Genomic DNA, 12897 nt, shown 5'->3' with positions numbered 1-12897 from the left:
TACCCCGAGGGGCCGCATCCGCCATGAGCACCGGTTTCGAGCAGCGCGCACCAGGAGATCGGCCGCTTGGGCACGGCGATTTCGGCGACTTGATGACCGGGTTCGTGCCGTTCCCGCCCGACCGCGCCGAGGAGTACCGACGGGCCGGCTACTGGACCGGTGAGCCGCTCGACTCGATCCTGCGCGACGCCGCCGCGGCGTGGCCGGCGCGCACCGCGGTCATCGACCCCGACGTCAGCTATACGTTCGCCGACCTGGACGGGCGGGCCGACCGCATCGCGGCGGCGCTGGCCGACCGCGGCATCGGCCCCGGTGATCGGATGCTTCTGCAGCTGCCGAACACTTGCGAGTTCGCCGTCACGTTGTTCGGCGTGCTGCGCGCCGGCGTCGTTCCCGTCATGTGCCTGCCGGGGCACCGGTCCGCCGAACTGAACCACTTCGCCGCGCTCAGCGGTGCCGTCGGCCTCATCGTGCCCGATTCGATCGCCGGCTTCGACTACCGCGAACTGGCCGAGGATCTGGTCAGGGACAACCCGCAGCTGCGCCACGTATTCGTCGACGGCGAGCCGGGCCGGTTCCAATCCTGGTCTGCGCTGGCCGATTTCGAGGGCCCGCTGCCCGAGCGCGGGCCCGTCGACCCCGATGTGCCGGCCCTGCTCTTGGTGTCGGGCGGTACGACGGGTCTGCCGAAGCTCATCGCCCGCACGCACAACGACTACCTCTACACCGCCAGGACGAGCGCACAGGAGTGCCACCTGACCGGTGACGACGTCTACCTCGTCGTGTTGCCCGCCGGGCACAACTTCCCGTTGGCATGCCCCGGCCTGTTGGGTTCGATGACCGTCGGCGCCACCTCGGTTTTCACCACCGACGCCAGCCCCGAAGCCGCGTTCGCGCTGATCGACCGGCACAAGGTGACGGTCACCGCCCTGGTCAACGCGCTGGCCAAGGTGTGGACCCAGGCGTGCGAGTGGGAACCCGTGCTGCCGACGTCCCTGCGCCTGGTGCAGGTCGGCGGGTCCCGGATGACTCCGCAGGAGGCCGAGTACATCCTGTCCGGGCTCACGCCGGGCCTGCAGCAGATCTTCGGGATGGCCGAGGGCATGCTGAACTTCACCCGCCCCGGTGATCCGGTCGACGTCGTGGTCAACACGCAGGGCAGACCGATGTCGCCGCACGACGAGATGCGCGTGGTCGACGAGTCCGGCGCTGAGGTGGCCCCCGGGGAGGAAGGTGAGTTGCTGGTCCGCGGGCCCTACACGCTGAACGGTTACTACCGCGCCGATGAGGCGAACGCGCGGTCGTTCACTCCCGACGGCTTCTACCGCAGCGGTGACCGCGTGCGCATCTTCGCCGACGGTCCGCGGGCCGGCTACGTCGAGGTGACCGGTCGTATCAAGGATGTCATCCACCGTGGCGGTGAGACGGTGTCGGCGTCGGATCTCGAGGAGCACCTGTTCGCGCACCCAGCGGTCTACGCCGCGGCCGCGGTCGCCCTGCCCGACGAGTACCTCGGCGAGAAGATCTGCGCAGCAGTTGTTTTCAAGGGCGCGCCGATCACGCTCGCCGAGCTGAACAAGTACCTCGACGAGCGCGGCGTTTCGGCGCACTGCAGGCCCGACGTGCTGGCGCCGCTGCCGTCGCTGCCCAAGACGGCGGTCGGCAAGGTCGACAAGAAGAAGGTGGTCTCGCAGCTGGTGTCCTGAGGCGGGGACATCTGCTTGCGCTGCCGAAACTGAAGTTGTGCAGCAGATTCCGGCGTCTTTTCGCGCATGATTTCAGTCTGGGCGGGAGTCAGAGCGCGATGTGTCCGGTCAGGAGACCTCGACCTGCTCCGCGGGCTCCGGAGCCTCGAGCAGTTCGACGATCCGTTCGCTGACGGCCGCCGCGGTCGGGTATTCCCACAGCAGCGTCGGCGGCAACGACAAGCCGGTCTGCTTCTCCAGCTGACGCAGCAGCCCGACCGTCATGATCGAGTCGACGCCGACCTCCACCAACGGCAGAGCGGTGTCGACGTCGCCCTCCGACACGCCCAACTGCGCGGCGACCGCGGCAGCGACGACCTGTCCGACGCGCGTCGGGTCGGCGTCGATCAGGCCGACCGGCGGTGGTCCCCCGCTGTCGCACTCGTCGGTGTCCGTCGGCGCCACGTCGGCAAGCATCGGCACCGAGGCGGCGGCCGGAAGCAGCGGCAGCACAACGACGTTCGGCTCGTCATGTCGCATCGCGAGGTCCAACGCCCGCATCGCCTCGTCCGCCCCGACGGTGTCCATGCCCAGCGCGTCCAATTGCGCGGCGACGAAGCCGGACGTCGAACCCATGCCCAAGCCTCGCCACGCGGTCCAGGCGATGCTGACGGTGCGGTCACCGAGATTGCGTCGGTGCCGCGCCATCACGTCGAGGAACGAGTTCGCGCACGCGTACGCGCCCTGACCCGGGAAACCCGCCAGGTAGCCACACGACGAGAACAGCACCAGCCAGTCCAGCTGTTCGGGTGGGAACACCTCGTGCAGGGTCAGCGTGCCGTCGACCTTGGGGCGCATCGCCGCGGTGAAGTCGTCCGGCGTGGTGTTCACCAGCAGCGCGCCGGCCTCGACACCGGCCGCGTGGATCACCCCGCGCACCGGCGGCAGGTCGCGCAGCGCGGCGCGCAGCGTGTCGGCGGCGCAGGGCGCTGCGATGTCCATCGCGACCACGCGCACGGAGACCCCCCGCTCCTCGAGCGCCGCGACGGTGCGCACCAACTCCGAATCCGCTTGCCACTGCGAGCGGTCCGGCATACCGCGACGCGACAGCAAGACCAGGCGGCGCGCGCCGATGTCGGCCAACCGCTGCGCCATCCGCAATCCGAGCACCCCGGTGCCGCCGGTGATCACATACGTGCCGCCTGCCGAGCACTGCAACGGCGCACCGGATCCCCGACCCGCATGCGCCAGGCGCGCCGACTGTGCGACGCCGTCGCGCAGCACCAAGACGGGATGGCCGTGCACAGAGGCCAGCACGCCGAGCGGAAGCCGATCGTCGGCCACGTCGAGCACCCCGCCGAACACTTTCGGGTGTTCGGCGGCGGCGACCCTGGCCAACCCCCACAGCGGCGCATGTGCCACGTTCGCGCCCTCGTGCACGCCACGGGTGAGCACCCACATCCGCGCCTCGGCGCCGTGGTCGAGCAGCGCCCGCAGCGTCTGCATCACCAGGCCGACCGACCGCTCCGGCGAGTCGTGGCTGCGCGGAAGCACCAGCACCACGGCATCGCGATCCAATGACTCTGCAGCACAAGCGAGTTCGCCCGCGTCGTCGTGCAGCACGTAAGGCACCTCTGCTGCGGACAGGTCGCGCGCCACGAACCCGCGGGTGGCGGTGTCACCGCCGACGACCACGACGGCTCGCGGCCGGCCGTCCGGTCGCCATGACACCGGTTGCCACGACACGTGATGCAGCATCCGGGACACGTCGCTGCCGGAGGGGTTCTCGAGTTGCTCGAAGGACATCCCGGTCAGTGAGGCGAGCACCTTGCCGGATTCCTCGGCGAGCAACACGTCGGTCGAGGTGGTGCCCGGCCTTCGTCGAACATGCAGCAGCGCAACGGCGGGCGGTTGCCCGTGCACCCGGACCCGGTCGATGCGGGCGGGCATCCGCAGCCGTGGCGGGCCGTCGAAGACCGTGGAGGCCGCGGACGTCGCGGCGTCCAGCAGCGGGGCCCAGGTTTCCGGCGCCGCGTGGTCAGCGCGAGCGGCCACCTTGGCGAGCAGTTCGCCGTCGCCACCGTCCAATTCGAGGATTTCCCAGTCGAATCCCATCGCGGCGACGCCGAGCGTGGCGAGGGTATCGACGACGTGACTCGAGGGCAGCCGATCGCGACACCGCTCGCGGGCGGCGGGCTCGTCGAGCACCTCGCCCAGGAGGTCTTCGATGTCGTCATCGGCGGCGGCCACCGCGCTGCTGTGGGTGAGCCAGCCGCCGTCGTCGGACTCGTCGTCGTTGTCGACCAGCCGCGTGGCCAGGCTCAGCCCGCGGTCCTGCAGGACGACCTGCACGTCGCGGGCCCGCCCCGGCGCCACCGGGGTGCGCAGCCGGACGTCGACGAGGTCTGCGCCCGCGCGGTCGCAACGCACATCCAACTCTGCGGCCGCGCCCAGGAAGGTGTTGACGATGACGGCCGCCGGCACGATCTCGGTGCCTTTCACCGGATGGTTGCCCGGGTACGGGCGGGTGTCCAGGTCGACCCGGGTCTGCCACATCTTCGACGCCACCGCGCCGGTCACCTCTGTCCGGCCACCGAGCAGAGTGTGGCTCTCGACGTCATGCACGCCGCGGCCACCCGGCGGTGGTGTCGGGGTGCGCCAGAACCGCCGGTGCTGCCACTGGGTCACCGGCAGGTCAGCCGCCCACGGTGCAGCCGGCAGGCCGGGATCGACCGGCGCGCCGTAGCAGTGCAGCGCAGCCACCGCCGTTGCCACCGAACGCATTTCAGGCCGCTCCCGCCGCAGCAGCGGGACGACGGCGTGCTGGTCGGCACCGGCAGCGGTGAGTGTCTCGGCGATCGAGTGCGCCACCACCGGATGCGCCGAAACCTCGAGGAACAGCCGGTGCCCGTCCTCGACCGCGGCCGAGACCGCTTCGGCGAACCGCACCCGGTCTCGCAGATTCGCCACCCAGTAGTGCTGGTCGCGGCGTGCCGCAGACCGTGGGTCGGCCAACGCCGTTGTGTAAAGCCTGGTTTCGGGTTGCCGCGGCGGGGGCAGCTGGGCGGTGAGGCGGCCGAGCTCGCCGGTGAGCGCGTCCATCGCGGGGCTGTGGAACGCGACGTCGGTGTTGACCCGCCGCACCATCACGCCTTGATCGGTCCACTCCTGGCAGATGTCGTCGACGGCGCCAGTCATGCCGGAGATCACCGTCGACTCCGGCGACGCGCTGATCGCGGCCACCACATCGGTTCGTCCGGCCAGCCGCCGATCGGCCTCGCCGAACGGAAGGCGCACCAGCGCCATGGCGCCCTGTCCCATCACCGACCGGAAACCCCGGGCGCGGTAACACGCCACCGCGGCGCCGACCGTCAGGTCGAACACCCCCGCGGTGACGCATGCGGCGACCTCCCCGACCGAGTGACCGATCACCGCCGCCGGTGTGACACCGCGGGCCCGCAGCATCGTGGCCAGGCCGACCTGCATCGCGAAGGTCAACGCCTGCACCCGGTCTGTACCACCGAGGTGCCCGGTGGTCAGCGCCTCCCGCGCCGAGAACCCGAGCTCGGCGGTGAACACCGGGTCGATGGTGTCCACCACGTCGGCGAATTCCGGTGCTGTGGCGAGCAATTCGCGACCCATACCGGCCCAGTGCGAGCCGTGGCCGGAGAACACCCAGACCGCGCCGGCGGCTGCGGCGGGCAGCGCCGTCCCGGTCACCACGGCGGCATCCGGTTCGTCGTCGGCCAGGGCGGCCAAGCGCGCGGCCACCCCGGCCACGTCGTCCACATCGTCGGCGACCACCGCGGCGCGGACCGGCTCGTGCGAGCGGCGCGTCCACAGGGTGGCCGCGACCTCGGCCAGCGGTGGCGGATCGCTTCGCAGGTACTGCGCGAGCGCACCCGCCTGGCTGCGCAAGCGGGCGGTGCTGCGGGCCGAGACCGGGATGACCATGGGACACTGCGGGTTTCGAGCGGGCTCGGCGGCGGCTCGTCTGGTCGGCGTCTCCTCGAGGAGCACGTGTGCGATGGTGCCGCCGTAGCCGTAGCTGCAGACCGCGGCGCGCCTGGGCGCATCGCCGGCACCGTCCCACGGCTCGACCTGCGTCGGTACCCGCAACCCGCTTTCGGCCCAGTCCACCGCGGGCGTCAGCGAGGTGAGGCCCGCGGTCGGCGGGATGGTCCGGTGATGCAGCGTCAGCGCGGCCTTGATGAGCCCGATGACTCCGGCGCCACCTTCGAGGTGGCCGACGTTGGGCTTGACCGACCCGATACGGCACTTCTCGTCGGCAGGTCTGTCCACTCCGTAGACCGATGCGAGTGCCCGCACCTCGGTGGGGTCGCCGGACGGTGTGCCGGTGCCGTGCGCCTCGATGAAACCGACGCTCGCGGGAGCGATGCCGGCGAATTGGCAAGCGCGTCGGAACATCTCGGCCTGCGCTTCGCCGTTGGGCGACATGATGCCGACAGTGCGACCGTCCTGCGCGACGGCGCCGCCCCGCACGACCGCGTACACGTGGTCGCCGTCGCGGATTGCGTCGGCGAGACGCTTGAGCACCACCACGCCCGCGCCTTCGCCGCGTCCGTAGCCGTCCGCGGCGGCGTCGAAGGTCTTGCAGCGGCCGTCGGGGGCCGTCGCACCCGCTACGTCGAGCACCCGGGTCAGCCCCGGCCCGATCAACGCACTGACCCCGCCCGCCAGCGCCAGCGACGTCTCACCGGTGTTCAGCATCTGGCACGCCTGGTGCACGGCGACCAGCGAAGCGGCGCATGCGGCGTCGAGAGCCACGCTGGGGCCGCGCAAGTCGAGCAGGTGAGACACCCGGTTGGCGATGCCGCACAGCGACGTGCCGATCCCGGTCCACGCTTCGATACCGGGCAGGTCCTCCATGATCAGCTTGCCGTAATCGTCGGAGTTGACGCCCATCAGCACGGCGGTGTCGCTGCCCGCCAACGACTTCGGCTGGACACCGGCGTGTTCGAGCGCCTCCCAGCTCACCTCGAGCGCCAGCCGCTGCTGGGGGTCCATCAGCTCCGCCTCACGCGGTGACACCCCGAAGAACTCGGCGTCGAAGCCGGGCAGGTCGTCGAGGAACGTTCCCCATCGCGTGACGTCCTTGAGCACCGCGGCGTTGCGCGGGTCGCGGCGAAGATAGGGCTCCCAGCGTTCCTCCGGCACCTCGCGGATGTCGCTGCCACCGTCGAGCAGGAAGTTCCAGAACTGTTCGGGCGTTCCGATCGAACCGGCCACCCGGCAGCCCAACCCGATGATCGCGATCGGCTCGGGTCGGGTGGAGTCGTCGGTTGAGGCGTCGGTGTGGGTCACGTCAGGTGAGTCCCGGACTCTGGATAGCCTTGCCTAAGAATCCACACGCCATGGCCGCAATACTGGCATATCCGGGCTGGTTTTTGTGATCTACGCGGGCTGCTCGGAGGTGGTGCCGGTCACGTTGCGGGCACTCGCCGCATTTAGTCGAGCAGGTCGCGGACCACGGCGTCGGCCAGCAGGCGGCCGCGGTCGGTGAGCGCCAGCCGCTTGTCCACCGGGGTCAGCAGGCCGTCGGCGACGGCGGTGTCGGCCCGCCGCCGTTCGGATTGGGTCAGCAAGCTCGTCGGCAGCCCGTCGCGCAGCCGCACCCGCAGCATCACATCCTCGATGTGCATGGTTTCGGCGTCGAGTTGCTCACAGTCGGCCACCGGCAGCCGGCCGTCGGCCAGCATCTGCGCATAGGTGTTGGGATGCTTGACGTTCCACCATCGGACCGCGCCGACGAAGCCGTGCGCTCCCGGCCCGGCGCCCCACCACTGGCCGCCGTTCCAGTAGCCGATGTTGTGCAGGCATTCACCGCCCGGCCGACTCCAGTTGGAGACCTCGTACCAATCGAAACCGGCGTCCGTCAGGCGGGCGTCGAGCAGCTCGTAGCGGCGGGCCAGCACGTCGTCGTCGGGCGGTGCGAGCTCGCCGCGGCGCACCCGACGGGCCATCGCGGTGCCATCCTCGACGACCAGCGCGTAGGCCGAGACGTGATCGACGCCGGCCTCCACGACCGTGTCGACCGAGCGCAGCAGATCGTCGTCGGACTCCCCCGGCGTGCCGTAGATGAGGTCGAGGTTGACGTGCTCGAATCCGGCCGCCCGGGCTTCCCGCGCCGCACCGAGCGCCCGCCCCGGCGAATGTGTGCGGTCCAGCGTCGCCAGCACATGGGGCGCCGCCGACTGCATCCCCAGCGACACCCGGGTGTACCCGGCCTCGCGCAGCTGGTCGAACAGCGGCGGCGACGTCGACTCGGGGTTGGCCTCGGTGGTGACCTCGGCGTCGGGCGCCAGCGGGAAATGCGTGCGCACGGCGTCGAGCACCGCGGCCAGGCCCGCGCCGCCCAGCAGGGACGGCGTGCCACCGCCGACGAACACGGTGTCGACCCGCGGCGCGCTGCCCAGCCGCTGAGCCGCCGACGTCAGCTCGGCACGCAACGCGACCAGCCACTGGCCGGGGTCGGCGCCGCCCAGCTCGGCGGGGGTGTAGGTGTTGAAGTCGCAGTAACCGCAGCGGGTCGCGCAGAACGGCACGTGGATGTAGACACCGAACGGCCGCCCCGGCGTCGGCGTGACGACCGGTAACTCGGCCGACGAGCGCTCGCGCGAGGAGCGTCCAGTCGGTGCCGCGGTTCGGGTCATGCAAGCGATTGTCCGCCTGGCCGCGACATTGCCGCCACGCAGGCGCCTCCTCGTACTTCTGCTGCGTGATTGCCGCCTCGCTGCCCGGTTTCTGCTCACCGTGACCGTAAATTCTGCCCGGTTAGGGCATATGTCGGTGTCCGTGGCACAATTGGGCACGTGACCGCCGTCCGCATCTTCCCCCAGCGTGTAGCCCTGGTGGCGCGGCGGCATGTCGATTTCAAGCGCGTGTGTAGCTGTTGTTGTCTGCCCTGACGCTTGATCCTTAGGACCCAGCCCACCCCGAATTTCAGCTGGCCGCCGGATCTGCGCCGCCGGACAGCCCCGGTGATGACGCGCGATCCGGCTCCACAGAGGAGCCACGACCATGACCACAGCGGAAACCAAGCCGAAGCCCGCCAAACGCCCCCGCGCCGAGGGCCAGTGGAAACTCGGCTACCGCGAACCGCTCAACGCCAACGAGCAGCTGAAAAAGGACGATGACGCGCTCAACGTGCGCGCCCGCATCGTCGACATCTACTCCAAGACCGGCTTCGACGGCATCGACAAGACCGACCTGCGCGGCCGCTTCCGTTGGATGGGCCTGTACACCCAGCGTGAGCAGGGCTACGACGGCACCTGGACCGGCGACGAGAACGCCGACCTGCTCGAGGCCAAGTACTTCATGATGCGGGTGCGCTGCGACGGCAAGGCCCTCACCGCCGCCGCGCTGCGCACGCTGGGCGAGATCTCCACCGAGTTCGCCCGCGACACCGCCGACATCTCCGACCGGATGAACCTGCAGTATCACTGGCTCGAGATCGAGAACGTGCCCGAGATCTGGGATCGGCTGGCCGCTCACGGGCTGCAGACCACCGAGGCCTGCGGGGACTGCCCGCGCGGGATGCTGGGCTCGCCGCTGGCGGGCTTGTCCCTCGACGAGGTGCTCGATCCGACGCCTGCGCTCGACGAGATCGTGCGTCGCTACATCGGCAATCCCGAGTACTCGAACCTGCCCCGCAAGTACAAGACCGCGATCTCCGGATTGCAGGACGTCGCCCACGAGGTCAACGACGTCTCCTTCATCGGGGTCGACCATCCCGAACACGGGCCGGGGCTCGATCTGTGGGTGGGCGGCGGCCTGTCCACCAACCCGATGCTGGCGCAGCGACTCGGCGCGTGGGTTCCGCTCGACGAGGTGCCCGACGTGTGGGAGGCCGTAACCGCGGTGTTCCGCGACTACGGGTACCGGCGGCTGCGGTCCAAGGCCCGGTTGAAGTTCCTGATCAAGGACTGGGGCGTAGAAAAGTTCCGCCAGGTGCTCGAGGACGAGTACCTCGGGCGCAAGCTCATCGACGGGCCCGCCCCCGAACCGGTCAAGCACCCGATCGACCACGTCGGCATCCAGAAGCTCAAGAACGGGCGCAACGCCGTGGGTGTCGCGCCGGTCGCGGGCCGCGTGTCCGGCACGATCCTGCGGAAGGTCGCCGATCTGGCCGAAGCGGCGGGCTCGGACCGCATCCGCTTCACGCCCTATCAGAAGCTGATCATCCTCGATGTGCCCGACGACAAGGTCGACGAACTGGCGGCCGGTCTCGAGGCGCTCGGGTTGCCGCCGCAGCCGTCGCACTGGCGCAAGAACCTGATGGCCTGCACCGGTATCGAGTTCTGCAAACTGTCGTTCACCGAGACGCGTACCCGGGCCCAGGGGCTGGTGCCGGAGCTGGAGAAGCGGCTCGAGGACATCAACGCCCAGCTCGACGTGCCGATCACGATCAACATCAACGGCTGCCCGAACTCGTGCGCGCGCATCCAGGTCGCCGACATCGGCTTCAAGGGCCAGATGGTCGACGACGGCAACGGCGGTTCGGTCGAGGGTTTCCAGGTGCACCTGGGCGGCAGCCTCGGCCTGGACAGCGGTTTCGGCCGCAAGCTGCGCCAGCACAAGGTGCTGTCTTCTGAGCTCGGTGACTACATCGACCGTGTCGTCCGAAACTTCGTGAAACAAAGAGAACAGGGCGAGCGTTTCGCTACGTGGGCACTACGAGCAGACGAGGCGGACCTGAGGTGACGGAGTTGATGAACGAGACCGACCTGCAGGCATTGGCCGAGCGCGGTGCGGCCGAACTCGACGGGGCCAGCGCGCTCGACCTGCTGCGCTGGACCGATGAGAACTTCGGCGACAGCTACATCGTGGCGTCGAACATGCAGGATGCGGTGCTCGTCGACCTGGCCGCCAAGGTGCGCCCGGGTGTCGACGTCCTGTTTCTCGACACCGGATACCACTTCGTGGAGACCATCGGCACCCGCGACGCCGTCGAGGCGGTCTACGACGTCAACGTCGTCAATGTCAGACCGGAGCACAGCGTGGCCGAGCAGGACGAGTTGTTCGGCAAGGACCTGTTCGCCCGCGAGCCCAACGAGTGCTGCCGGATGCGCAAGGTGGAGCCGCTGTCGGCGGCGCTGCGCGGATACTCCGCATGGGTCACCGGCATCCGCCGGGTCGAGGCACCCACGCGCGCCAACGCTCCACTGATCAGCTGGGACAAGGCATTCGGCCTGGTGAAGATCAACCCGCTGGCGGCCTGGACCGATGAGGACATGCAGGCCTATATCGATGCCAACAGCGTGCTCGTCAATCCGCTTGTGGACGAAGGCTATCCGTCGATCGGCTGCGCGCCGTGCACGGCGAAGCCGGTCGAGGGCGCCGATCCGCGCAGTGGCCGGTGGGCGGGCACCGGCAAGATCGAATGCGGGCTGCACGCGTCGTGACGGTGCTTGCACCAACCCGTCGCGCTCTGGTGCTGACGGCCCACGGCAGCGCCGATCCCCGGTCGGCGGCGGTGACACATGCGGTCGCGGGCCGCATTCGACGGCTGCGGCCGTGGCTCGACGTCCGGGCGGCATTCCTCGAACAGAACGGGCCGTACCTGACTGACACGTTGCGTGGGCTGGACGGCCCCGGCATCGTCGTCCCGTTGCTGCTCGCCGACGCCTATCACGCGCGCATCGACATCCCCACCGTCATCGAGGAGTCCGGTGCAGTGGTGGACCGGGCCGACGTTCTCGGCGAGGACCCGGCCTTGATGACGGTGTTCCGCCGGCGCCTCGCCGAGGCCGGGGTCTCCCCCGATGACGACGGCCTCGGGGTGATCGTCGTCGCGGTCGGCACCTCCAGGGAAGCCGCCAACGCACGCACCGCCACGGTGGCGCACACCCTCGGCACTGGAACTCGTTGGCGCGGAACTCAGATCGCGTTCGCCACCGGCGCCTACCCCGGCGTCGCCGACGCCGCGGAGCGGCTGCGCGCCGACGGCGCCGAGCGCCTCGTCATCGCCCCCTGGTTCTTGGCGCACGGCCGCATCACCGACCGGGTGAGGGCGTACGCTGCAGCGAACGGCATTGCGATGGCCGAACCGCTGGGCTCGCACAACCTGGTCGCCGCAACGGTGCTGGACCGCTTCGACGCGGTGGTCGCCGAGGACCTCGTCGCGGCGTAGCCGCTCAGCGACTCGTCGTCGTCGGCGGTGTGTCGGCCATCGGTAGTTCGGTGTCGGCGGGAATCGACGGCACGCGGGTGGCGCGCACGTACACGGTGTCGCCTTCACGCAGTCCGAGCGCCTCGGCGTCGCCGCGGGTGATCTGCGCGGTGAACGGCGTCTGCGTTGCGGCGTTGGTCAATTCGACGCGAACTTCGAAGCCCAGCATGACGATCCGGTCGATGACCGCGCGCACCACGCCGGTGCTCTGCACCGAGTCGTCGGTCGAGGCGATCGCCATCTCGGGATTGCGCCCCACCCGGATGTCGTGCGGGCGCACCAGGGCTCCGTTCAACGACGACACCGCGCCGAGGAACGACATCACGAACGCATTCGCCGGCTCGTCGTAAACCTGCGTCGGCGAACCGATCTGCTCGATGCGGCCCTTGTTGAGCACCGCGATCCGGTCGGCGACGTCGAGGGCCTCGGACTGGTCGTGGGTGACCAGCACGGTCGTCACGTGCACCTCGTCGTGCAGGCGCCGCAGCCACGCCCGCAGATCCTCGCGCACCTTGGCGTCCAACGCGCCGAACGGCTCGTCGAGCAGCAGCACCTGCGGGTCCACTGCGAGCGCGCGGGCAAGCGCCATGCGCTGACGCTGACCGCCGGAGAGCTGGTTCGGGTAGCGGGTCTGAAAACCCGCCAGCCCAACGACTTCCAGGAGGTTGTCGACCTTTTCGGCGATCTCGGCCTTCGGCCGCTTGCGAATCTTGAGTCCGAACGCGACGTTGTCGCGGACGGTGAGGTGCTTGAACGCGGCATAGTGCTGGAAGACGAAACCGATACCGCGTCGCTGCGGCGGAATCTTGGTCACGTCACGGCCGTTGATCGTGATCGTGCCACTGTCGGGCTGGTCCAGCCCGGCGATCGCGCGCAGCAGGGTGGACTTGCCCGAACCGCTGGGACCCAGCAGCGCGGTGAGCGAGCCGGCGGGCACGTCGAAGTCGACGTTGTCGAGCGCGGCGAAGTCGCCGTAGCGCTTGTTGGCGCCCTGTACGGTGATCGCGTTCGGCACAGCCG

At 69.8% G+C, this 12897-nt stretch carries 8 protein-coding genes; 5 read left to right on the top strand and 3 right to left on the bottom strand.

Translation table 11 applies throughout. The features are described 5' to 3' along the window. The first annotated feature begins 23 nt into the window (after positions 1–23). Entirely contained in the window at positions 24–1706 is a 1683-nt protein-coding gene (locus AU185_RS06510; protein WP_059102434.1) for a (2,3-dihydroxybenzoyl)adenylate synthase, read from the top strand. 108 nt (positions 1707–1814) lie between these two features. On the opposite strand, the gene AU185_RS06505 is transcribed toward AU185_RS06510, so the two are convergent. Together AU185_RS06505 and hemW are read right to left on the bottom strand one after the other, a co-directional pair. Continuing rightward, positions 1815–7010: a type I polyketide synthase gene (locus AU185_RS06505; RefSeq protein WP_059102433.1), complete on the bottom strand. Its 5196-nt coding sequence runs from the start codon at positions 7008–7010 to the stop codon at positions 1815–1817. A gap of 143 nt (positions 7011–7153) precedes the next feature. After that, positions 7154–8359 carry a radical SAM family heme chaperone HemW gene (gene hemW, locus AU185_RS06500; RefSeq protein WP_059102432.1) on the bottom strand — a complete coding sequence of 402 codons (1206 nt, stop codon included), beginning with the start codon at positions 8357–8359 and terminating at the stop codon, positions 7154–7156. A gap of 159 nt (positions 8360–8518) precedes the next feature. Between hemW and AU185_RS25775 the strand changes: the two genes are divergently transcribed. The 4 genes from AU185_RS25775 to AU185_RS06485 all read left to right on the top strand — a co-directional run bounded on the left by AU185_RS25775 (position 8519) and on the right by AU185_RS06485 (position 11838). Continuing rightward, positions 8519–8614 (top strand): Ms4527A family Cys-rich leader peptide, encoded by a 96-nt coding sequence (locus tag AU185_RS25775; protein ID WP_353612186.1) that lies wholly within the window; start codon positions 8519–8521, stop codon positions 8612–8614. A gap of 112 nt (positions 8615–8726) precedes the next feature. Beyond that, complete coding sequence (locus tag AU185_RS06495) at positions 8727–10409, top strand: nitrite/sulfite reductase (protein ID WP_059102431.1); 1683 nt, start codon at positions 8727–8729, stop codon at positions 10407–10409. A gap of 8 nt (positions 10410–10417) precedes the next feature. Next, positions 10418–11110, top strand: a complete 693-nt coding sequence (locus tag AU185_RS06490) for a phosphoadenylyl-sulfate reductase (protein ID WP_059102495.1) — start codon at positions 10418–10420, stop codon at positions 11108–11110. After that, entirely contained in the window at positions 11089–11838 is a 750-nt protein-coding gene (locus tag AU185_RS06485) for a sirohydrochlorin chelatase (protein ID WP_059102430.1), read from the top strand. The genes AU185_RS06490 and AU185_RS06485 overlap by 22 nt, the downstream gene beginning before the upstream one ends. Before the next feature lie 4 nt (positions 11839–11842). On the opposite strand, the gene AU185_RS06480 is transcribed toward AU185_RS06485, so the two are convergent. Beyond that, on the bottom strand, positions 11843–12892 hold the full coding sequence (locus AU185_RS06480; protein ID WP_059102429.1) for a sulfate/molybdate ABC transporter ATP-binding protein: 1050 nt from the start codon (positions 12890–12892) through the stop codon (positions 11843–11845). Positions 12893–12897 lie beyond the last annotated feature (5 nt).

The organism is Mycobacterium sp. GA-0227b (genome assembly GCF_001499855.1).
Classification (GTDB): Bacteria; Actinomycetota; Actinomycetes; order Mycobacteriales; family Mycobacteriaceae; genus Mycobacterium.
This window is presented reverse-complemented; position numbering and strand designations above follow the sequence as displayed.